The following is a 21,801-nucleotide window of genomic DNA, read 5'->3' on the forward strand; positions in this document are numbered from 1 at the left end:
GGCCACGCTTCGCGAATGGTCACGCTACGCGATGCTCCTTTGGAGCCGCTAAAAGCGATTGACCTTGGCCTTTAGGCCACGCTTCGCGAATGGTCACGCTACGCGATCGCATTCTCAACCCAACAACCAAACAATAGCTCTGTTTACCAAATTCCTATCAAAAGCGCTACAATATAATATTACCCTATATTCATGCCTCTACCCACACCTCCCACACTCCCCACACCTCCCACACTCCCCACCCCCTATTTTCCCTAACTCAAAAATATTATTCCGTCAACACTTCTCATTTTTCAGTAAAGTGTAAGTATATAGACCCCAAAAGCAATTATTAAAAATTCTAGAACCATGAGTTTATCCCTAAAGCAGCTGACCGTTTATCTGACATTGCTGGGCTTGGGCGGAGGTGCAGGGGTTTTGGGTAGTCGCTATCTCATGGCAGAGCAAGAGGTAATCAGACGCCCACAAATCGTTCCAGCAGTATTACAACCATTCACGCCACAACGATCAACAGTTACACCCCAGAAAAACCTGAATTTCATTGCTAAAGCGGTAGAAAAAGTAGGTCCGGCAGTAGTGAGAATCGATGCCGCCCGTCAAGTATCACGGGATATCCCACAACCCTTCCAAAATCCCTTCTTTAGGCGCTTTTTTGGGGAAGACCTGCCCATGCCACAACCGCGCATCGAGCAAGGCACCGGCTCAGGGTTTATCCTCAGCTCCGATGGACGCTTGATTACCAATGCCCACGTTGTAGAAGGCACAGAGGAAGTTAAAGTCACCCTAAAAGACGGTCGCAGCTTTGACGGTCAAGTCGTGGGCACTGACCCAGTGACCGATGTAGCCGTAGTCAAAATTGAAGCAACGGACTTGCCCACAGTCAACTTGGGTAAAGCCGAGAATTTGACCCCAGGAGAATGGGCGATCGCTATTGGTAATCCCCTCGGTTTAGATAATACTGTAACCGTTGGTATCATCAGTGCCTTAGGGCGCTCCAGTTCCCAAGTCGGGGTTCCTGAAAAACGGGTCAGCTTTATCCAAACTGATGCCGCCATTAACCCTGGTAATTCTGGTGGGCCGTTGTTGAATGCCACTGGTGAAGTGGTTGGGATTAACACCGCTATTCGAGCCAATGCCCAAGGCTTAGGGTTTGCGATCCCCGTGGAAACTGCGGAACGGATTGCCAATCAACTATTTTCTAAAGGTAAAGTTGAGCATCCTTACCTAGGCATTCAGATGGTGACCTTGACCCCAGAGTTGAGAGAAAAAATTAATCTCGACGAAAACTTTGACATTAAAGTCAACCAAGATGATGGGGTTTTAATCGTCCGGGTGGTGCCAGGCTCCCCCGCCCAGAGAGCTGGTTTCAAATCAGGAGATATCATTAAAACCGTTGCGTCGAAAGCAGTTAAAAATGCCACTGAGGTTCAGCAGGGTGTAGAAGCCTCAGAAGTTGGTGCCCAGTTAGAGGTGGAAGTGCTTCGTAACGGTAAGACCAAATTAATCAGCGTCCGACCAGGGGCTTTTCCTATGGAAAATTGATGATAATAGAGGGAGTAGGGAGTAGGGAGTAGGGAATCGGGAATCGGAACCCACCCCTAACCCCTCCCAGGAGGGGAACGGGAATCGGGAATCGGGAGTCGGGGAAGTTGATTCAAGAAATAAGGCGATTTTTATAATAAATGTGATAAGTGTGATATAATAGCAAATCAAGATAGTTGAATGAATTGATTGTGACTAGGTGGGCAGTAGCTAGCTACAGGATTAGCAAGCTGAGTTAATCGGTCTGTGTACTGCCCACCCTACATCTCCTACATCTCCCGACTCCCGACTTCCTCTGCGTGTAAAAAATCAATAAACTGTCGTGCTGTCCTACCAGAGAAACCATTGGCTCGGATTGCCCACTGTAAGGCACGACGTCTGATTTCACTAGGCTCAAGGGGGATTTGGGCTAGGGTAGCTAAATGTTGGACAATCTTCAAGTAGGTTTTCTGGTCAGCTTTCTCAAAGGTTAAGGTTAAGCCAAAGCGATCGCTAAACGAGAGTTTCTCGTGAACCGTATCCCAACCATGGACTTCTTCATTGCTAGGACGGGGACGGTCATCAAAGAATTCTCGAATCAAGTGTCGTCGATTAGAGGTAGCATAAACCACAACATTGTCAGGTCGTGCCGTTAAATTCCCTTCCAACATTACCTTTAAGGCTTTGTAGGAATCATTATCCTCTTCAAAGGATAAATCATCGATAAAGATAATAAATTTTTGAGGCTGGTCTCGCAATTGCTCGGTAATTACCGGTAAATCAATCATCTCTGATTTCGGGACTTCAATAATTCGCAATCCCTGCTCACCGTATTCATTTAACAACGCCTTGACCAAAGAAGACTTACCTGAACCGCGACTACCGTAAAGTAATACATTCAGGGCTCGGTAGCCTTTCAGCAGAAACTCTGTATTCTTAAGCAATTGCGTCCGCGCCAATTCATAGCCCACCAGCTCACTGAGTCTAATCGGATCTGGATTGGCAATACCAAACAACTGACCCGATTGCCAACGAAACCCCTGATAGTCAGCAAAAAGTCCAGTCCCAAACTCTCGATAGTATGCTGCGATCGCTTCCAAACCATCAGCCCAATCCTCTAAATTGTTTAGTTTAGCTTGCAGCTCCCCTTGCCATCGAGTACGTTTATCACTCTGGTCAGCTCCCGACCTGGATTGACTTGACTCACAATTCCAAGGCACCAGTTCAACCGGTAAAACAGATGCTCTTTTGACCCACTTACAAAGTTGTTTACTGCTGCACTGATAGATATTTTGTAAAGCTTGTAAGTCATGACGAGCTGCCTCTACCAATGCTGGCGGTAATGTTTCTAATTCAGAACCTTGAACTTGCCTGGTAAAGGAATTATCAGCCCTCAGGATTTGCCTAAACAGATAATCTTGCCAACTTTGGTTTTTGTTAGCTAACCCTTGAAACCAGTCACCATAAGCTTTTAAACAACTGATGTCATCCACATCACTGTTCACCATAGCTTCTAATAGTTTCAAAAACGCTAAACCTACTCCTTCACTCAATACTGATTGATAAACTAGCAAAGATGCAGCTTGGTAGCGGAGGTATTGAATTGAATCAATCGTTTGTTTATCCACAATAGGGTTTTCAGTTGGGTAAGGTTTTTAGGGAGCAGGGAGTAGGGAGTAGGGAGTAGGGAGTAGGGAGTAGGGAATCGGGAATCGGGAATTCATAAGAGGCAAGAGGCAAGAGGCAAGAGGCAAGAGGCAAAAGTTTCTTTAAGTTGGATTTTTTATGGTTTAAAAATGTCACATATAAACTACTTTAAAGATTTACTAATTTGGCCAAAAGTACTGATAACCCTATTTTTAATAAACTCTACTAACTGACGACTATTCCCTCTAGCCCTTTGCCTTTTGCCTAGACTTTAGCTACTAATTTATCATATAGCAATCCGTGTCGTAATTGTGAGAATTTTTTTCCCTATTCCCTATTTCCTATTCCCTATTCCCTATTCCCTAACCCCTCCGAGGAGGGGTTAGGGGTGGGTTCCGACTCCCTACTCCCTACTCCCTACTCCCTAAAATCCAATAAACAAAAGGTTGATGAGCATTTTATCACTCATCAACCTTGATTAGACTTTGGCCAGGGATCAACTATAAGCTATCAGCTATCAGCTAATGGGCAAGCTACAGGAACAGTTTTTGAATAAAACAAGCTGACCGCTGACCGCTGACTGCTGTTCGCGTAGCGTGCGTGGCACAGGCTTCTAGCCTGTGAGGTAGCGCATATGCTTACCTAAACCCCTACTTGCTTTCAGAAAACTCAGCGTCAATGACATCATCACCGCCAGAGCTACCAGAAGCAGCAGCATCAGGACCTGGTGCGCCAGCATCAGTAGGCTGAGCAGCCCCCTCAGCTTGTTGATAGAGGTTAGCACTAACACTGTAGAGAGCTTGTTGTAACTCAGTGGTCAGAGTCTTGATTTTCTCATCATCCTCTTGGCCAATTGCCTCTCGCAGGTCTTTGATCAACCCTTCGATCTTCTCCTTATCAGCTGCTGGCAATTTATCATCGAGTTCTTTAATCTGTTTCTCGGCCTGGTAGGTCAGAGAATCAGCTTGGTTCTTACGGTCAATCTTCTCACGACGCTCTTGGTCAGCCTCTGCATTAGCTTCAGCATCCTTCACCATCCGGTCTACTTCCTGATCGGATAGGGTGGACGCACCAGTAATGTTGATCGACTGTTCCTTACCAGTGCCCTTGTCCTTAGCGGTAACATTAAGGATACCGTTGGCATCAATATCAAAGGTTACCTCAATCTGAGGCACGCCACGGGGTGCAGGGGGAATTCCATCCAATCGGAAAGTTCCCAAGCTCTTGTTGTCAGAGGACATTTCCCGCTCACCCTGAAGAACATGGATTTCTACGTTGGTCTGACCATCCACAGCAGTAGAGAAGGTTTCTGACTTCTTGGTGGGGACAGTGGTGTTACGGGTAATCAGTTTGGTCATCACGCCACCGAGAGTTTCCACACCCAAGGACAAGGGGGTGACATCCAACAGTAGGATATCCTTGACTTCACCAGCCAATACACCACCTTGGATAGCAGCACCTACCGCTACCACTTCATCGGGGTTAACGGTCTGGTTAGGATCCTTGCCAAGTACCTTCTTGACCACCTGTTGCACTGCAGGGATCCGAGTAGAACCACCAACCAAGACCACCTCATCAATGGCACTCTTGTCGAGTTTGGCATCCTTGATAGCATTTTCTACCGGAATGCGGCAACGGTCGATTAAGTCAGAGCAAATATCTTCAAACTGACCCCTAGTCAAGGTCATATCCAGGTGCTTAGGCCCTTCTTGGGTAGCGGTGATGAAAGGCAAGTTAATGTCAGCTTGCATAACGCTAGACAACTCAATCTTGGCTTTCTCTGCGGCTTCAGTCAGACGTTGTAGAGCTTGCTTGTCCTTACGTAGGTCAATCCCTTCTGCGCTTTGGAACTCTTTGGCTAGGTGATCAACAATTTTCTTATCGAAGTCATCACCACCGAGGTGAGTGTCACCGGAGGTAGCTAACACTTCAAACACCCCGTCACCTACTTCTAGAATAGAGACGTCAAAGGTACCACCACCCAAGTCAAACACTAGGATAGTTTCGTTGCTCTTCTTGTCTAAACCATAAGCCAGAGACGCTGCAGTCGGTTCGTTGATAATCCGCAGCACTTCAACACCAGCAATCTTACCCGCTGCCTTAGTAGCTTGACGCTGGGAGTCATTGAAGTAAGCTGGCACAGTAATTACCGCTTGGGTAACGGTTTCCCCAAGATACTTGCTAGCATCATCAACCAGCTTGCGTAGCACCTGAGCTGATATCTCTTCTGGCGCAAATTGCTTTCCTTGAGCTGGGCTATCTAGCTTGACATTATCACCAACCTTGAGAGTTTTGTAAGATACTTCGGTAGCCTCGTTGGTGACTTCACTGTATCTACGTCCAATGAAGCGTTTGACTGAATAAAAAGTGTTTTCGGGGTTCATCACCGCCTGACGCTTAGCAATTTGACCGACTAAGCGATCGCCATTTTTGGCATAAGCTACGACTGAAGGGGTTGTCCGAAAACCTTCTGCATTAGCAATAACCGTGGGTTTACCACCTTCCATTACTGCTACGCAGGAGTTTGTTGTACCTAAGTCAATTCCAACAACTTTTGCCATAAGAGTGTTCCGGGTGCGTATAACTACAAATACTGGTAGGGTAGGAGAGGATTAGAGAATTATCCGTCAGATTGGTTCAAGGAATAACCGTTGCCAGTTTTTATACCATCGGTTGGATTACCATTATTTATACTGAACTTGATTTGCCAGTCTAATGAAGGGTGGTTTCCCGAACCTAAGATGGGACGGTTCTCTATTGATTGAACCTCCCCAACCTAAGAGGATGGGGATTCCCAGGCACAACCAACTAAGTGGCTGTTAACTCCATGGGCGTAACTTTCCCTCGTTCCGGGGGTAGCCGGGTAGGATTGATACCCAGTTTTTTCGTTTATTAACGCCATTGAGGGTAAAATTCATCCCCGACCTAAGAGGACGGGGATGAATTTTACCCTGGCCAAAGGCCACGCTACGCGAACAAACTCCCCTCTTCGATAACCGATTATCTACTGATTTTCTCGGTCAAGGGGCAGCAGGAAAGAAAAAAGTTATGGTTAATCAGCGCCATTTTCGATTAGGTGTGATAGTCGGAACATAGGGAAGATCACCGAAGTTGGGGAAGAATCCACCCAGAGTTCTGATTTCCGTCACGTTTCAATTAGGACTGCTATGGTCAAAACCCATGTCTGCTTTTTTCCTTATCCGTTTTTCTTGCCTTGCCTGTGTCTAATTTACGAAAATTAACTGCTGTTGGGATTGGTGTGAACCGTAAAAAATCAGTTGTGTTTGCCGTCTTGAGAGTAGTGGAGGAAACTGAAACCGGGTAGGGAGTAGGGAGTAGGGAGTAGGGAATAGGGGTAAGAAACTTGACTTTACCTGATAAGTATGATCAGCTAAGTATAATCAGCACTATAGTATCTTTAAAGCATCAATTATCTATTAATAAGGGCGATCACGACGGAAACAGCACCATTACCCATGCCAGTTCTATCTCCACAATTACAGCAACGGTTAGCGTCACCCCTTAAAATTGGCTCGGTTGAGGTCAACAGCCGGGTTTTACAGTCACCCCTGTCTGGAGTAACCGACTTGGTGTTTCGTCGCCTAGTGCGTCGCTACGCCACTGAGTCGATGATGTATACCGAAATGGTTCATGCTAGCCAGTTAAAGTATCTCCGAGAATTGCCCAAGATTATGGAGGTAGACCCATTAGAAAAACCGATCAGTATCCAATTATTCGACTGTCGCCCGGAATTTCTGGCTCAAGCGGCACAAAGGGCAGTGGCAGAAGGGGCAGATACTGTGGATATCAATATGGGTTGCCCTGTTAATAAAATTACTAAAAATGGTGGCGGGTCTGCCTTACTGCGAGATCCAGAAACGGCGGAAGCAATTGTACGATCAGTAGTCAAGGCAGTGGAGGTACCTGTAACAGTCAAAACCCGTATTGGCTGGACTAATCAGGAGATCAATGCGGTAGAATTTGCCCAACGTATGGAAGATGCCGGGGCTCAGATGTTGACCCTCCATGGCCGTACTCGTGACCAAGGGTATAATGGCTCGGCTCGCTGGGAATGGATTAAGCGGGTAAAAGATGTGCTGTCTATCCCAGTGATTGCTAATGGGGATATTTTGTCCGTCGATGCAGCAGTGCGCTGCTTGGAAAAAACCGGTGCTGATGGGGTAATGTGTTCTCGGGGAACCCTGGGCTATCCCTTTCTAGTCGGAGAAATAGACTATTTTCTGAAAACCGGACAACTGTTCCCCCCAACCACACCCGTACAACTGCTTGAATGTGCTAAGGAGCATTTACAAGGTCTATGGCACTATAAGGGGGAGCGGGGTATTTATCAGTCCCGGAAACACATGAGTTGGTACGCGAAAGGGTTTCCTGGAGCAGGGGAATTGCGTCAGAAACTCAGTAGAATAGAGACGGTTGAGCAAGGAGTTGAGTTGATTGAAAATGCGATCGCTAAACTTCATCCATAAGCAATCAGCCGTCAGCCGTCAGCCGTCAGCTGATAGCTGATAGCTGATAGCTGATAGCTGATAGCTGATAGCTGAATCCTTACCTTCATCGAGATCAACCGCAATTGTTAATGAAATAGTCTTTTTTTCCAGTATTTGACGGTTTGACACTCCCCGTCCTATAAGAACGGGGATTCTTGGATCAACGACTCGTCTTGCGTGGGCCAGCCGGAACCAGGAAGAGTAGAGGACAAATCTCCCCGAGCGTTTAGATCATTTCAGATCCAGGTTCCGGTGTGCCCCACCGTACCTTTTTTTTATATTAGATAGATAGGTACTTTTTTTTATCTAAATTTTTCGGCAGACGTTTAAGTCGTTAGACCAAATTACGCAATATGTATCTGATACATATTTTTTACGTTGTCTACTTATGGTTAGATAGTATCTATCTAGTCTTTTATATTTTTCTTTTAGCACACCTATCACAAACTGTCAAGATAAAGTTTAAATAAAAGCCGTCCTATAAGGACAGGGCGCGATTACCCAAAATTTTTGGTAATATCTTATGACGTCTTGTTATCACCAATCTTGCTAGATAGTATAATTGTATGATACTATAGGTAGAATTTTTTGTTCAAATTTAGGAGGATTAATTTAGTATGACCCAAGTGGTTGTCGGTGAAAATGAAGGTATTGAGTCAGCCCTGCGTAGATTTAAGCGACAAGTATCTAAAGCAGGAATTTTTGCTGATATGAAGCGTCTACGGCACTTTGAGACTCCCATTGAAAAGAAAAAGCGCAAAGCGATCGCTCGCAGACGCAAGCGTCGTTACCGCTAAACCTTCAATCCACTGTCAACACTCCCCGGTCATGAGACGCGGGGTTTTTTGGTTGACTTACTTGCCATCACCTGACCGGTTTAACCAACCACAGTAAGGGAATCGGGAATCGATAACATAGATTTGGTATGGGATACGGTGACTTACAGCAATTCCAACAACTGGGATTCACTTAATTGGCTAATTCCTAATTCTTTAGCCTTTTCTAACTTAGCCGTCCGGCAAAATTCATCCCACATCTCAATGCGTAGCATGAGTGTGGGATGAATTTTGCACTGGGTCTTTTGGTATTGGTAGGCGAGCTATGAAGCTTCTTACGTTCCTCAGATGGAGTCATACCCCTCCGCTCGGCCTCTTGTCTTAACTGCCTTTTTTCAAAATCAGTCAATCTGACTACTAGTTTTTTGTATTTCAATTTTTGGGCTATTCTGGGTTTGCAATTGGTCACCCACATGCTAGCATGGTTTTAGGTCGATAGACAGGAGAACAGTAAAGTGATATCAGCTTACCAGTACAAGTTGCGACTAAACAAAAATCAAATAGCCAAGATCGAAAAATGGCTTGATATGTTGCGTTGTCAGTACAATTACTTGTTAGCTGACAGATTTAATTGGTATGAGCGGAATCGCTGTTCTATTAACTCCTGTCCACTAACCTGCTATCTACCAGAACTAAGAAAAAAACCAGACTATTTTTCTCAGAAAAAGACACTACCTGGACTAAAGAAAAGTAGACCCTGGTATGCAGAAATCCACTCTCAGGTCTTACAAGACTGTGTAAAGAGGGTAGATCTGGCTTTTAAGCGGTTTCTGAAAGGAGACTGCAATGGCAACAGGAGCGGAAAACCAAGATTCAAGAGTAAGAGCAGATACCGCTCTTTTACTTTTCCATCCTTGTCTAAAAATCCAGTTAGCGGCAATATTCTGACCCTACCAAAATTTGGTAAGGTCAAGATGATATATCACAGACCAATCCCTGATGGATTCACAATTAAGACCGCCACGATAACCCGAAAAGCCGATGGTTATTACGTTACCCTGTTGATTCAAGATGACTCTGCACCGGAGATTATCCCGATCAACAGTGTCACTAATCCTGTCGGGATTGACATGGGTCTTAAGTCTTTCCTTATCAAATCTGACGGTACCGAGGTACCCATCCCTCAGTACTACCGAAAAGCTCAAAAACGGCTAAAAAAAATTCAGAAAGCCGTTAGCCGCTCCAAGAAGGGAAGCAACAACAGAAAAAAGGCTGTTCTTAAATTGGGAAAGGCTCACAAAAAGGTAGCTGATACCAGGAAAGACTTCCATTTTAAGACCGCGAAAGACTTACTAGACAATCACGATCTAGTGGCTCATGAAAAATTAAACATTAAGGGTCTGGCTAAGAGCAAAATGGCCAAGTCAGTTTTAGATGCTGGTTGGGGTCAATTTCTGTCAATCTTATCAGTCAAAGCCGAGATCGCTGGACTGGCCACGAAAGCAGTGAACCCCCGAAACACCAGTCAGAACTGTTCTAATTGCGGCAAAAAAGTTCAAAAAAAATTAAAAGACCGCATTCATTCTTGTCCTCACTGTGGATACACGGAAGACCGGGACGTGAATGCGGCAAAAAATATATTGAAGTTGGCGGTGGGGCATCCCGTCCGAAGTAAAGCTTACCGAGTATCCGAACCAATAGGTGGAGTTGGTAAGAAGCCTACACTGAATCTGAAAAGATCAGTGTAGGAGTATGTCACAACCAGCATCTTCCCCAACCACCAAATAATCAGTTTTGGCACTAACGGCACTAGTAACTTTACCACCAGCGTTTTGAATCAAGTCTTTCGCGTCACTACGCTTAAGGGTAGGCAAGGTGCCAGTAATCACAAAGGTTTTTCCGGTTAATGGTTGGATTTTATATAGCGCTATAGTTTAAGGTGATCCTTATAACTGTAAACCCGCTTCTCGCAATCGATCAATCAAGGTCTGGTTGCTGGAAATCTGAAACCAATCCCAGACAGACTGAGCAATTTCTGATCCAATGCCGTAGATTCCCTCAATATCGGGGATTGTTGCTTGAGCCAACTGCTCAATGGTAGGGAAAGTCTGGGCAAGGTTTTTAGCCTTGACACTACCCACATGACGAATCCTTAACCCATAAAGGACTCGTGACCAAGGTTGAGTTTTGGATTTTGCGATCGCATTTAGCAGCTTTTGGGCTGACTTATACCCCATACGCTTCAATGACACCAGCTGCTCTAGGGTTAAATCATAAAGGTCAGCAACGGATGTGACTAAGCCTTGGTCTACCAATTGTTCGACAATCTTTTCCCCCAAACCATTAATATCAAGAGCATCACGACTTGCCCAGCGGGTCAGAGGTCTCTTGTCAATCGACTGTAAACCTGCCTCTCGCAATCGATCAATCAAGGTCTGGTTGCTAGAAATCTGAAACCAATCCCAGACAGACTGAGCAATTTTTGGTCCAATGCCGTAGATTCCCTCAATATCGGAGATGGTTGCTTGAGCCAACTTCTCAATGTTAGGGAAAGTCTGGGCAAGGGTTTTAGCCTTGTCACTACCCACATGACCAATCCCTAACCCATACAGGACTCGTGACCAAGGTTGGGTTTTGGATTTTGCGATCGCATTTAGCAGCTTTTGGGCTGACTTATACCCCATACGCTTCAATGACACCAACTTCTCTAGGGTTAAATCATAAAGGTCAGCAACGGATGTGACTAAGCCTTGGTCTACCAATTGTTCGACAATCTTTTCCCCCAAACCATTAATATCAAGAGCATTACGACTTGCCCAGTGGGTGATAGTTCCCTTCACAATCGCAGGAAACTTCTGGGTAAATCTTAATAGCTGGGATTCACGTAATTGGGTAATTCCTAATGCTTTAGCCTTTTCTAACTTAGAACCAGGATCTTTCCCAACCACCAAATAATCAGTTTTGGCACTAACGGAACTAGTAACCTTACCACCAGCGTTTTGAATCAAGTCTTTCGCTTCACTACGCTTGAGGGTAGGCAAAGTGCCAGTAATCACAAAAGTTTTTCCAGTTAAGGGTTGGGGTTTATCTAGCGCTATATTGTTCTGGGAGGCTGCTAACTGTAAACCTGCTTCTCGCAATCGAGTAATCAAGGTTTGGTTGCTGGAAATCTGAAACCAACCCCAGACAGACTGAGCAATTTCTGGTCCAATGCCGTAGATTCCCTCAATATCGGTGACGGTTGCTTGAGCCAACTGCTCAATGGTAGGAAAAGTCTGGGCAAGGGTTTGAGCATTGACACTACCCACATGACGAATCCCTAACCCATAAAGGACTCGTGACCAAGGTTGGGTTTTGGATTTTGCGATCGCATTTAGCAACTTCTGGGCTAACTTATGCCCCATACGCTCCAATGACACCAGCTGCTCTAGGGTTAAATCATAAAGGTCAGCAACAGATGTCACTAAGCCTTGGTCTACCAATTGTTCTACAATCTTTTCCCCCAAACCATTAATATCAAGAGCATTACGACTTGCCCAGTGGGTGAGAGTGCCCTTAACAATAGCAGGACAAGATGAATTAATACAGCGAGTCACTGCTTCACCCTTAGGACGCACCAAGGGTTGATTACAAACAGGGCAATGGGTAGGCATCTCGAAGGGTTTAGCATGATCAGGACGTAACTCTGGTAAGACACGTACCACCTCCGGGATAATTTCCCCCGCTTTCCGTACAATCACCGTATCCCCAACTCGCAAATCTAATTGGGCAACATAATCACCATTGTGTAGGGCAGCCCGTTGTACTGTTGTCCCTGCCAATTGCACTGGTTCTAAAATAGCCAAGGGTGTCACTGCTCCGGTGCGTCCCACATTAACTGTAATTGCTTCCACACGACTGGGAGCTTCTTCAGCCGGATATTTCAGAGCAATCGCCCAACGAGGAAACTTCTGGGTAAACCCCAATTGTTGTTGTATCGGGAAAGCATTAATTTTCACCACTACCCCATCGGTCAGGTAAGGTAAATCTTTCCGTTTCGCATCCCAATGATTGTAATAATCCTGAACATCTTGTAGGGAAGCACAACATTGGCGATGGGGATTCACCGGAAAACCAAGCTTTTGCAGCAAATCTAGAGCATCCCATTGGGAATTGGGCATTGGGATGGTGTACTCCTCACTACTATCCTGATTCGGAATATGTAAGGTATAAGCAAAGAAAGCCAATTGCCGTTTAGCAACAATTCGAGGTTCTAATTGGCGCAACGTACCAGCAGCGGCATTACGAGGATTAGCAAATAATGGCTCACCTGCTTGTGCTCGTTCCTGATTAATCCTCTCAAATACATCCAGAGGTAAGAATGCCTCACCACGCACTTCTACTAAAGCTGGCAGTTGGTCTAGATTTTCGTCTAGATTAAGTTGATCTAGATTCAGCCGCAAAGGAATGGAGCGAATAGTGCGGACATTCTGAGTAATATCTTCTCCTGTGGACCCATCACCCCTGGTCACTCCCCGCACTAAAATCCCATTTTCATAGGTCAGTGCTAATGCTGAACCGTCAATTTTCAGTTCACAAACGTATTCAGTATTGAGTCCTGAGTCTTGGGAAATATCACCAGAAATATGACGCTGCCATCGTTCTTGCCATTGATTAAATTCCTCAAGGTTAAAGGCATTATCCAGACTATACAGTGGGATATTGTGGCGCACGGAAACAAAACCAGTAGCTGGTTTTTCTCCTACCCGCTGGGTTGGACTATCAGAGGTTACTAACTGAGGATACTCTGTTTCCAGCTCTTGCAGTTCCCGGTAGAGTTGATCGTAGATGGCATCTGCCATGATGGGATTGTCGAGGACATAGTAGGCATAACTAGCGTTTTGCAACAGTCGCCGCAGTTCCTGAACTCGCTGGTTTACGTCGGGGGTTACTGGTGCCACAGGGGTGATTATCCTTGATGGAGATTGACTCTAGTTTATTGGTCAGATTAACCAGATTAACTATAGCCCTGCTTGAGGTGGAATAGGAAACTTTCGCAAAGTCTAGTCACAAGTTCAGTATTTCCACTAATTCCATTTGCGGTCACCAATGTCATCTTGGTATTAACTAAGGTACTTTTCCAAGAGACAACAAAAATGGGTCTGTTTGATAAAATTTCAATTAGTCGTCAACACAGCCAGACAACACTCGGACCAGCTGAAGCATTTGCTGCGATCGCATTAATCGCTGTTGCTGCTGACGGATACGCGACTAATTCTGAAGTACAAGCCATTATTACTGCCTTATCTCGAATGCAGCTGTTTAGGAGCTACTCAGCTGATGTAATGGCAAGAATGTTTGAACGAATTTTGATGCTCCTGCAGCGACAAGGTTCTTATCCTCTTCTTAGTGCAGCCCTGAAATCACTCCCCTATGAGCTACAAGGAACAGCCTTTGCGATCGCCACTGATATTATCTTAGCAGATGGAGAAATTACCGATGAGGAAGAAGACTTTTTGAACGAGCTTTCTCAGGCTTTAGAGATATCAGAGGAAACTGGCGTAAAAATTATAGAGGTAATGTTAATTAAAAATCAAGGGTAATAGGATTTTTATTTTAATTAACAATTACTGACTTAATTAATGTTGACAAAACTGGCTAAGTCTGTTCAGTTGAGGGTTCACTGCTGAAAGTGAACCCTCAACTGTTAATTATGATCTGAATCTAACTTGTGATCACCTGGGATTGGATAGAATTACTAACAGAGTGAGGTTCTAGTATCCGACCTGTACTTCACAAGAACCAGTCAACGCACTGTATTCGGTTCCTCCAGGACATTGGCAAATGCTCGGATAGCCACACGCATTGATGTCTCGGGTGCAAATACCCTGCGGTGGGATTGCACACTTGCTATCAACAGGTTTTCCAGGACCGCCTGCCATAGAAATGTCTTTGATCATGCACTTGCCGACAGATTGATCATAGGAATATCCATCCGGGCAGAGGCAAATGCTAGGATTGCCACAGGGATTGATATCACGAGTACAGGGCACACCAATATCAGCCGGATCTAGTACACAAGGGCCAATGGGTTGTGCGATCGCAGGGGGGGCGCTAGTTAAAAACAGTTGTGCCGCTACCAACAAAGCGCACAGCACTTTCAACGCTTGGGCGAATTTGAAGTTCATGCCGTTTTTGATAACTTTTAAGATTTTCATCACCTAACTTATCTCTAATGTTTGTTTCTGATGAAACCAAAATGATATTACTTCGCCACGGATATTTTTGTCAAGTTATTATCTCGAATTAAATAAAAATTACTGACGTGTTTACCAGGTAATAGGGAATCGAAAATAAGGAGAAGGTAACAGCGAACAGCGGATCTGGGAACAGGGAACAGAAGGAAAGAGATCCGAGGATTTTTTGGTTTGATCAGAATCTATCTGTGTAAGTATTCAACCGGACATGATATAACCGGTACCGAAGAGCCGATTTTCTAGATTCTGGGTTGGCTCTCCCAAGGGAAGCTCACCTTCATTAGAGCGCAGTACTTCTTTCCAACTTGAGTTAAACACATCCTTCTACATATGCCACTTCCGGTAGTTTCCCAGCGCGTAAACTAGTTACCTTACCCTCTGGATTGGTTTCAAAAATCACTCGATAATTTTTATCTGAAGTATCTGTTGGTACGAAGGTTGCATATTTACCACCCGGTACATATTGATGGGGTTCAAGTTCTATTTTGTTACGATACAAAGACATAATTTTATCTAACTTATCCCCCACTTTTATCCCGCTAATTGTGCTAATCTGTGGAGAACGTGTGTCTACCCTGGTAATTTTTCCTTCTGTCACCATAAACCAGAGATTTTCTATTCCTTCTGGCTTGTAGATTAAGCAACCATAGTCTTCTCCACCACTAGTTTGTTGCACTAATTTAACTTGCCCAGCCTGGGATGCTTCTTTCACCGTCATGCCCACGGTGATGGGGCCAATGCCATTAATTGCTATTTTAGATTTAGTAGAAAGTCTTTCTCTCTTGCTCCCAGTCTTCAAACAGAGGTTTTCACCACTTAAGTCCCCAAAACAATTGCCGTCTTTGTTGAGGATAACTACCGATTTGATAGTTGAGAACTGTTTGAGGGTAGATTGAATAGCACTGGTAGCTCTAGCATCATAGCCTACTCCAGGGGAAGGAATGGCACGGCAAAACTTGAGGGTGGCGGTTTCTGCTGCAATAGAGAGAGTAAAATCTTTACCACAGTTGGAGCTACCTTTAAGTTTTAGTGCTTCGGTGAAACCAATTTTAGTTTCTGCTGTGGTCGGACCAATAATCAACTGTTCAATGGCAAAAGTAGCCACTGCACGACTATTGGTGCTTCTGACTACAGGTTCCACATACCTAAAATCCTCATTACTTTGAGGTTGCTTGGGTAAAAAAACCTTAACTTTTCTTTGCTTAGGGGTATTTTGAGTTTGGGTAGGAGTTGGGGATGTTTCTACTTCTGTTATAGGAGATGGAGAGGAAGTGGATGTATCCGGTGGCGGTGTCCCTTGTTCGTTACAAGCATTGAGACTCAAGTATGCTAAGAGTATGCTACTCAAGAGTATAGTTTTAGATTTGTGTAGATCCATTGCGCACCTCGAAGTTATCCTTGTTAACGTTAATAGTACTTTAGATTTTCAATTATCTTTAAAGCCTGGCTTTGTCCATGTTGAGGAAATTGTTTCTATCGGCGATTAGACCAAAGGGGTAGCGCTTCCGGTACGTACTGTACCTCACGTATTTGATAAATGCTATATAGCGTTTCTGGCAGTTATAAGGTACAGTCTTGATGCAGCGCATCCCTATTCCCTATTCCCTATTCCCTCTTCCCTCTTCTCTCTTATCTCTTATCTCTTCCCTGTTCCCTGTTCCCTGTTCCCTGTTCCCTGTTCCCTAAAATCCCGAAATTGTGTACCTTATAGCTATGATAATTGCTATATTTATAGCAAAGTAGCTTTCCCTTTGATTATGTATCAACTTACCCTATCTGTTCCAGAAGAAACCGCACAGGCTTTAAACCTAACACCACACTAGGAGAAGAATTATGTTTAAGTGCTGCGATGAAACTTTATAAATTAGGTAAACTTTACTCTGGTGCTGCTGCTCAACTAGCTGGTATTGAGCGAGTAGTTTTTTTATCTAAGTTGAGTGACTATGGTATCAACACTTTCAGATTAACAGAAGCAGAATTAACAGAGGATTTAGCGAATGCCTAATGTGATTGCTGATATAGCAAAGGGAACAGGGAACAGGGAACAGGGAGCAGGGAGCAGGGAGCAGGGAGTAGGGAACAGGTAACAAACATTCTCTCAATTGATTTAGGATTACTATACCTAACCAATCTAATATCTCTATCAAACAAATTTACTAGATTTACTCCCACAACTTTATGGCTCCGTTATTGTCCCTCAAGCTGTGGCGAATGAATTAGCTGCTGGAGCAGCTTTAAAAATTTCCCTGCTCCCTGCTCCCTGCTCCCTGCTCCCTAAAACCCATAAATTTGTACCTCACAAGTCGTAGAATTGCTATATGTCTTAACCCTCAATCCATGAAATCGCTTCTTTCACTTCCACCTCTGATTCAAGAACTGCCATAATTCCCGGTAAATATTCATCCATTGTCATCACGTTAGCATAAACTATTGGTTTAATTAAAGCAAAACTAAGATTGTCCTCTTGTACATCAATGCTGGTTTTGTAGCGGATTTCTCCATCGTCTAAATCGAATTCAAAGTTACCCATAATCATGCCATAGTTGGCGCGAGTGATAAATTCTGTAATGGGTAGGCGCTTGTTTTCTGGAGCCTTAACGGGGCAAACTGAATAAAATACAAATTGTCTTTGTTCTTCTATGACTTTGGCGTAGCAAGTCCATTGTCCATTTTCCCCTCGGAATAAAAGACGCAAGGCTGATGTTTCTGGTATATTGACAAATTGCCATTCGTCTGATTCAAAAAAGTTAACTATTGCGGTAAAGATTGATTGGTTTGTGGTGGTATCTTCTTCTGTGTCGGAGAATTTTTCATCAACTAATTCGTTTAAAATGCTGGTAATTCCCTCAAGAAATTCAGAGGTAGCGTTTTGGGTAGCTTCAGCTAAATTGGCTTGGGTCCATTCTTGGAAAAAGTTAACAATTCCTGCGGAAAGTTCTTCGCTGGTAGCTTCTGGGTGGTTAATGGTGGAAGGATTAAGGTAGTTCCAGAAGGTGTTATAACCGACTTCACCGTTGGGTTGTTGCTGTTTTACGGATAAGCATAGCCAGCTTTCGGTGTTGAGTAGTTTGTTTGTTAAGGGGTTTTCGGGTTGTTGACAAAGGTCAAGCAGGTAGTTAGCAGCTTCTTCTGCGGTGGAAGCGTTTTCTAATAGCTGTGGCAGTAAATCCGGTTGGAGAGTGGTTTCAATTTGGATGTCACCACTGGGGAGAAAGTTACCACCACTCATGGGTGCCCGTACTTCTGGTTTGAGGTTGAATAGTTTTTCGGTGTCGATGCGGTGGTAAAGTTCGGGGGTTACGTGGAAGTTAAGGCGACATTCGATGATTTGCTCGTTTTGTGTGGTGAGAGATAGGGAAGTTGTGGGAATGGTTAAGGGATTGGAGGAGTCGCTTAAGGTTAACTCTTTGTCTAAAGGGAAGTTTTCAGTATAATCATTCATTTTTTTGATAAATTAAAGTAAATCCAGTTGTTGTTAATGGCAGTCCTGGTTTTAGTTCCAGGTTTAGGGCTTTGCTAGTATAGCTGTAAGCTTAAGCGCTACGCGCACGCGTGCGCGTTCAGCTATCAGCGGACTGGAAAAATTAAACCTCAAACTATGGAACAACTCGTCGATGCCTGCTAAAGACCTTTATCATGATACTGTCAAAACCGCCCTGATCAAAGATGGTTGGACTATTACTGATGATCCACTGATTATCAAAATCGGTACCCGTAATGCCTTAGTTGACTTAGGTGCTGAAAAACTGATTGCTGCTGAACGAGGTGCTACAAAAATAGCGGTTGAAGTAAAAACTTTTATCAGCCCTTCTCCTATTAATGATCTTGAAAAAGCATGGGGACAATTCTTTTTATATAGTAGGATACTCAAGAAACGAGATCCTAATCGCCAAATATATCTGGCAGTTGCTCGCAAGATTTTTGAAACATTGTTTGAGGAGGAAGCTGGACAAATTCTGTTGGAAGAACCTGGTTTTCGCCTACTTGTTTTCGATGTAAATATTGAGGAAATTATCGAATGGAAACCACCAATCAACGTTTAGAGCAATGGGGTGAAACCCTAGAAAATATTTTAAAGTATTACGCCAATCTTCCTTACCGCTATGGTGATGTGACAACCTCTGTAATTATCAGTGGCGATCGCAATCATTTTATGCTGCTCGATGAAGGCTGGGAAAATCATCGCCGTGTATATGGTACCATTGTTCATGCTGAAATCCGCGATGGTAAAATTTGGATTCACTACGACGGTATTGAAGATGGTATCACGGATGAATTGGTTGCTTCAGGAGTACCGAAGGATAGGATTGTTCTTGCTTTTCATCCCCCCGAGATTCGTGAACATACTGGGTATGGGGTTGCATAGGGTTTAGCATCGTTATCTGAATCTAATTCACTGCAAAGTCAGTATATTGACGTACAGCAGGTTCTTGAAATGCTAGTACAATATCAGTCTTTGGTACTCCCAATTTGACAAGTTCGTTGGCAAAACCAATTTCAGTTCCATCATGATGTATCCAAATTTTACTATTCTTGATACTCATATGTAGAACACAACCATACATTGGTTGGCGATTCTTCCAACCGGTATAGACAACTTGGTAATGGTCGTGGTCTGAGTCAAAAATTAAGGCAGCTTCAACATCTTCATCAGATGGACTTTTACTGGCATAATCACTCAGAAGTTGTTTAATGTATTGGCGATACTGGATTATTTTTTCCATTCTAAAATCACCTCTTCAGATGGATCATAAACCAAGAGACTGAGCTGAAAACGCTTAACTACTGTTTGCACAAATGGTAGACTAAAGAAAGTCCTTAATGCCCCAACAGGTATTGCCAAAAACAGTTTGAACTCAGGTTTCTCTTGTTCTAAAGCAACTTGGTAATTTAAAAATTGCCCCAGAGCAGTGTGGAACTCAGAAATATTAGAGGGATTGGTGAAGCTTTTGATCTCAACAGCAATTTTTTCATTTCCTTTTGTTGCTGCAAGTAACCTCTCAGCTCCCAAATCTATTTGCATATCAACTCGGCCAGACCGAATCCTGAGAGGATCATCGGTAATTGTCCAGCCCTCTTTTTCTAGTCCGTGCCTTACAGCATTATGAAATACGTCTCTCATTCGCTGGCTATGACGGGAAATCTATGCAAATCTTGATACAAAACCATTATACAATAATGGACTTCCTTTAGAGTTTTGAGTTATTCTGGGTCAGGTTAGCGATTGACCGTAGGTCACGCTACGCGATGAAGCGTTCGCGAAGCGTGGCCAAAGGCCTCAGCTTCCGCTAAGAGCGATCGCAATTATTTTCTGCTGCTCCATGAAGACTGGGAAAATCATCGCCGTGTATATGGTACGTAAGCTATCAGCTATCAGCTCTCAGCTCTCAGCTCTCAGTGATTAGCTCAGAGCTATCAGCTATTAGCTCTCAGCTTTTGAATAAAACAGGTAACCATTTGTTTAATAGTCACAAAAGTCCCAGCGTCGTTCGCACAGCGTGGCCAAACGCGCCCCGCGTGGCCTTTTGGCCAAGGCCAAAGCCTGTGCCACAAAGCAGACGGCTGACCGCTGACCGCTGACCGCTGAATGCTTACTATGGTACGATTGTTCATGCTCAAATCCGCGATGGTAAAATCTGGATTCACTACGACGGTATTGAAGATGGTATCACGGATGAATTAGTTACTTCAGGAGTACCGAACGATAGGATTGTTCTTGCTTTTCATCCCCCCGAGATTCGTGAACATACTGGGTATGGGGTTGGATAGTGTTTGCTTTGGAAGGGCTAGGCTTAAGGAAAATAGTACGGTTTCTTTTGTGTTTATGGTTCAGGTTACTGATTACCTGTACTTTGTTCGAGATGACCAGATTCTCAATAATGAACCGATCATTAAGGGGACTCGAACTCCTGTGAGGGCAGTTGTTGAAACCTGGCGTATGGGAGTTCCTCCGGAAGAAATTCCCATAGGAATGCCTCATCATAAAAAGCTACAATGAATAAATTCCATAGCAATCGCTCTGTATGAGTAGACTACTGGCAATCGAGAAAACGATTTCAAGCTTTCAAGCATTACATGAGCGCTTGGGGTTATGTCGCGCCACTGATGAATCGTTTTTTTCAGAATGGCAGGTATCCTCTATTGAGATATTAGATGATGATAAATCTTTTCTGGACCGTCTCCGGCAGCGATATCATAATTACTACAATGCTGGTCTCTTAACTGAAGGAACGGTGCTTTTATCTATTGTTGCACCACTGCTGGAACGGTTAGAATTTCATGAGCCTCCGTTTTTCGTACAATCTGAGGTTCCTATCAGTCTGGAGGTGGAAGAACACAATGAAGTTTATCGAGGTCGGATAGATGTATTGGTGATTCGCGATCTTGTTTGGATACTGACTGTAGAAGCTAAACGATCTAAGTTTGCGGCGGATATTGCTTTACCACAGTGTTTAGCCTATATGAGTGCTGCACCACGACAACCAAGCTTTGGCATGGTAACGAATGGCAGCGATTTTATCTTCTGCAAGTTGAAGGATAAAGTATACGATTTTTCTGATGCGTTTTCATTATTGTCTCGGCAAAATAAGCTCTACGAGGTTGCGACTATTCTCAAGAAGTTAAAAACCAACAAATTTTCCGACAACTAGAGATTGCTGTTAGCGAAGCGGATGAAAAATCAAGGGACAATTATTCCGACTACCTCCTGTATAATTCCCATTTCTCCTAACTCCTGACTCCTACCCATACCAAAAGACTTTTTCAGCAAACCCTAAGTAATATCTATGACTATCAAACAACTAGAAACCCAATTACTTGCTCTATCTCCCACAGAGAAAACAGAAGCAATTCACCTTTTAGCCCATAGTTTGAACCAAAACTGGCGTGGAATAACCAAAACCAGAAACGTTTGTGGTGGTGATGCTTGTATTGCTGGAACTCGTATTCCTGTTTGGGTATTGGTAAATGCCCGTAATCTAGGCATTAGCGAGTCTCAACTACTCTATGACTATCCTACATTAACAGCAATTGATTTAGCGAATGCTTGGATCTATGCCCAAGTTAATCCTGAGGAAGTTGCCACTGCAATCCAAGAAAATGAGGCAGATTAAT

The 21,801-nt window shown here is 44.0% G+C and carries 23 protein-coding genes and 3 pseudogenes; 12 read left to right on the plus strand and 14 right to left on the minus strand.

The window, feature by feature from the left end; translation table 11 throughout:
* Nucleotides 1-348: 348 nt before the first annotated feature.
* Nucleotides 349-1,542, plus strand: a complete 1,194-nt coding sequence (locus F6K57_RS00360; RefSeq protein ID WP_293063857.1) for an HhoA/HhoB/HtrA family serine endopeptidase — start codon at nucleotides 349-351, stop codon at nucleotides 1,540-1,542.
* On the opposite strand, the gene F6K57_RS00365 is transcribed toward F6K57_RS00360, so the two are convergent.
* The 4 genes from F6K57_RS00365 to dnaK all read right to left on the minus strand — a co-directional run bounded on the left by F6K57_RS00365 (nucleotide 1,501) and on the right by dnaK (nucleotide 5,729).
* Nucleotides 1,501-1,713 carry a hypothetical protein gene (locus tag F6K57_RS00365; RefSeq protein ID WP_293063859.1) on the minus strand — a complete coding sequence of 71 codons (213 nt, stop codon included), beginning with the start codon at nucleotides 1,711-1,713 and terminating at the stop codon, nucleotides 1,501-1,503. The two genes, F6K57_RS00360 and F6K57_RS00365, sit on opposite strands and share 42 nt — an antisense overlap.
* A 98-nt stretch (nucleotides 1,714-1,811) precedes the next feature.
* Nucleotides 1,812-3,149, minus strand: a complete 1,338-nt coding sequence (locus F6K57_RS00370; RefSeq protein WP_293063861.1) for an ATP-binding protein — start codon at nucleotides 3,147-3,149, stop codon at nucleotides 1,812-1,814.
* Between the two features lie 10 nt (nucleotides 3,150-3,159).
* Complete coding sequence (locus F6K57_RS00375) at nucleotides 3,160-3,324, minus strand: hypothetical protein (protein ID WP_293063864.1); 165 nt, start codon at nucleotides 3,322-3,324, stop codon at nucleotides 3,160-3,162.
* 494 nt (nucleotides 3,325-3,818) lie between these two features.
* Nucleotides 3,819-5,729 (minus strand): molecular chaperone DnaK, encoded by a 1,911-nt coding sequence (gene dnaK / locus F6K57_RS00380; RefSeq protein ID WP_293063867.1) that lies wholly within the window; start codon nucleotides 5,727-5,729, stop codon nucleotides 3,819-3,821.
* 915 nt (nucleotides 5,730-6,644) lie between these two features.
* On the opposite strand from dnaK, the gene dusB reads away from it, so the two are divergent.
* The 3 genes from dusB to F6K57_RS00395 all read left to right on the plus strand — a co-directional run bounded on the left by dusB (nucleotide 6,645) and on the right by F6K57_RS00395 (nucleotide 10,200).
* The gene (gene dusB, locus F6K57_RS00385) at nucleotides 6,645-7,655 is read left to right on the plus strand and encodes a tRNA dihydrouridine synthase DusB (RefSeq protein ID WP_293063870.1); all 1,011 of its coding nucleotides are present in this window, start codon (nucleotides 6,645-6,647) and stop codon (nucleotides 7,653-7,655) included.
* A gap of 638 nt (nucleotides 7,656-8,293) precedes the next feature.
* Nucleotides 8,294-8,473, plus strand: coding sequence for a 30S ribosomal protein S21 (gene rpsU, locus F6K57_RS00390; protein ID WP_008186741.1), 180 nt, complete (start codon nucleotides 8,294-8,296; stop codon nucleotides 8,471-8,473).
* A gap of 494 nt (nucleotides 8,474-8,967) precedes the next feature.
* Nucleotides 8,968-10,200 (plus strand): transposase, encoded by a 1,233-nt coding sequence (locus tag F6K57_RS00395; protein WP_293024434.1) that lies wholly within the window; start codon nucleotides 8,968-8,970, stop codon nucleotides 10,198-10,200.
* Nucleotides 10,201-10,212: 12 nt separating this feature from the next.
* Here F6K57_RS00395 and F6K57_RS00400 read toward each other — a convergent pair.
* From F6K57_RS00400 to ligA, 3 pseudogenes are all read right to left on the minus strand, one after another.
* A pseudogene (locus F6K57_RS00400) lies at nucleotides 10,213-10,824 on the minus strand (helix-hairpin-helix domain-containing protein); the annotation flags it as partial.
* Nucleotides 10,825-10,890: 66 nt separating this feature from the next.
* Nucleotides 10,891-11,292 (minus strand): annotated as a pseudogene (locus F6K57_RS00405) (helix-hairpin-helix domain-containing protein); the annotation flags it as partial.
* A gap of 27 nt (nucleotides 11,293-11,319) precedes the next feature.
* Nucleotides 11,320-13,392 (minus strand): annotated as a pseudogene (ligA, locus tag F6K57_RS00410) (NAD-dependent DNA ligase LigA); the annotation flags it as partial.
* 195 nt (nucleotides 13,393-13,587) lie between these two features.
* Between ligA and F6K57_RS00415 the strand changes: the two are divergent.
* Entirely contained in the window at nucleotides 13,588-14,034 is a 447-nt protein-coding gene (locus tag F6K57_RS00415; protein ID WP_293024436.1) for a tellurite resistance TerB family protein, read from the plus strand.
* 171 nt (nucleotides 14,035-14,205) lie between these two features.
* Here the strand turns inward: F6K57_RS00415 and F6K57_RS00420 are convergent, their stop codons facing one another.
* Nucleotides 14,206-14,652, minus strand: coding sequence for a hypothetical protein (locus tag F6K57_RS00420; RefSeq protein WP_293024438.1), 447 nt, complete (start codon nucleotides 14,650-14,652; stop codon nucleotides 14,206-14,208).
* Between the two features lie 346 nt (nucleotides 14,653-14,998).
* A complete protein-coding gene (locus F6K57_RS00425; protein ID WP_293063875.1) occupies nucleotides 14,999-16,066 on the minus strand; it encodes a hypothetical protein in 1,068 nt (355 codons plus the stop codon).
* A gap of 471 nt (nucleotides 16,067-16,537) precedes the next feature.
* Between F6K57_RS00425 and F6K57_RS00430 the strand changes: the two genes are divergently transcribed.
* A complete protein-coding gene (locus F6K57_RS00430; RefSeq protein WP_293024442.1) occupies nucleotides 16,538-16,693 on the plus strand; it encodes a UPF0175 family protein in 156 nt (51 codons plus the stop codon).
* Here F6K57_RS00430 and F6K57_RS00435 read toward each other — a convergent pair.
* Together F6K57_RS00435 and F6K57_RS00440 are read right to left on the minus strand one after the other, a co-directional pair.
* A complete protein-coding gene (locus tag F6K57_RS00435) occupies nucleotides 16,690-16,860 on the minus strand; it encodes a hypothetical protein (RefSeq protein WP_293024443.1) in 171 nt (56 codons plus the stop codon). The genes F6K57_RS00430 and F6K57_RS00435 overlap by 4 nt on opposite strands.
* A 151-nt stretch (nucleotides 16,861-17,011) precedes the next feature.
* Complete coding sequence (locus tag F6K57_RS00440; protein WP_293063878.1) at nucleotides 17,012-18,130, minus strand: YbjN domain-containing protein; 1,119 nt, start codon at nucleotides 18,128-18,130, stop codon at nucleotides 17,012-17,014.
* A gap of 172 nt (nucleotides 18,131-18,302) precedes the next feature.
* Here F6K57_RS00440 and F6K57_RS00445 point away from each other — a divergent pair, with 172 nt between their 5' ends.
* Together F6K57_RS00445 and F6K57_RS00450 are read left to right on the plus strand one after the other, a co-directional pair.
* On the plus strand, nucleotides 18,303-18,731 hold the full coding sequence (locus F6K57_RS00445) for a XisH family protein (protein WP_293063880.1): 429 nt from the start codon (nucleotides 18,303-18,305) through the stop codon (nucleotides 18,729-18,731).
* Nucleotides 18,707-19,054, plus strand: a complete 348-nt coding sequence (locus tag F6K57_RS00450; protein ID WP_293063882.1) for a XisI protein — start codon at nucleotides 18,707-18,709, stop codon at nucleotides 19,052-19,054. Before F6K57_RS00445 ends, F6K57_RS00450 begins: the two co-directional genes overlap by 25 nt.
* Nucleotides 19,055-19,076: 22 nt before the next feature.
* Here F6K57_RS00450 and F6K57_RS00455 read toward each other — a convergent pair whose 3' ends face one another.
* From F6K57_RS00455 to F6K57_RS00465, 3 genes are all read right to left on the minus strand, one after another.
* Nucleotides 19,077-19,412 (minus strand): XisI protein, encoded by a 336-nt coding sequence (locus F6K57_RS00455; protein ID WP_293063885.1) that lies wholly within the window; start codon nucleotides 19,410-19,412, stop codon nucleotides 19,077-19,079.
* Nucleotides 19,400-19,810 carry a XisH family protein gene (locus F6K57_RS00460; protein ID WP_293024451.1) on the minus strand — a complete coding sequence of 137 codons (411 nt, stop codon included), beginning with the start codon at nucleotides 19,808-19,810 and terminating at the stop codon, nucleotides 19,400-19,402. Before F6K57_RS00460 ends, F6K57_RS00455 begins: the two co-directional genes overlap by 13 nt.
* A 293-nt stretch (nucleotides 19,811-20,103) precedes the next feature.
* Nucleotides 20,104-20,301 carry a hypothetical protein gene (locus tag F6K57_RS00465; RefSeq protein WP_293024454.1) on the minus strand — a complete coding sequence of 66 codons (198 nt, stop codon included), beginning with the start codon at nucleotides 20,299-20,301 and terminating at the stop codon, nucleotides 20,104-20,106.
* 27 nt (nucleotides 20,302-20,328) lie between these two features.
* Between F6K57_RS00465 and F6K57_RS00470 the strand changes: the two genes are divergently transcribed.
* The 4 genes from F6K57_RS00470 (at nucleotide 20,329) to F6K57_RS00485 (ending at nucleotide 21,800) form a co-directional block, all read left to right on the plus strand.
* Complete coding sequence (locus F6K57_RS00470; RefSeq protein WP_364300717.1) at nucleotides 20,329-20,457, plus strand: element excision factor XisI family protein; 129 nt, start codon at nucleotides 20,329-20,331, stop codon at nucleotides 20,455-20,457.
* A complete protein-coding gene (locus tag F6K57_RS00475) occupies nucleotides 20,444-20,686 on the plus strand; it encodes a DUF433 domain-containing protein (protein WP_293039601.1) in 243 nt (80 codons plus the stop codon). Before F6K57_RS00470 ends, F6K57_RS00475 begins: the two co-directional genes overlap by 14 nt.
* A 25-nt stretch (nucleotides 20,687-20,711) precedes the next feature.
* Entirely contained in the window at nucleotides 20,712-21,338 is a 627-nt protein-coding gene (locus F6K57_RS00480; protein WP_293063889.1) for a type I restriction endonuclease, read from the plus strand.
* A gap of 135 nt (nucleotides 21,339-21,473) precedes the next feature.
* Nucleotides 21,474-21,800, plus strand: coding sequence for a DUF433 domain-containing protein (locus F6K57_RS00485; RefSeq protein ID WP_293024460.1), 327 nt, complete (start codon nucleotides 21,474-21,476; stop codon nucleotides 21,798-21,800).
* The last annotated feature ends 1 nt before the right edge of the window (nucleotide 21,801 follow it).

This window comes from Moorena sp. SIO4A5, assembly GCF_010672005.1.
In the GTDB taxonomy this organism is placed as follows: domain Bacteria; phylum Cyanobacteriota; class Cyanobacteriia; order Cyanobacteriales; family Coleofasciculaceae; genus Moorena.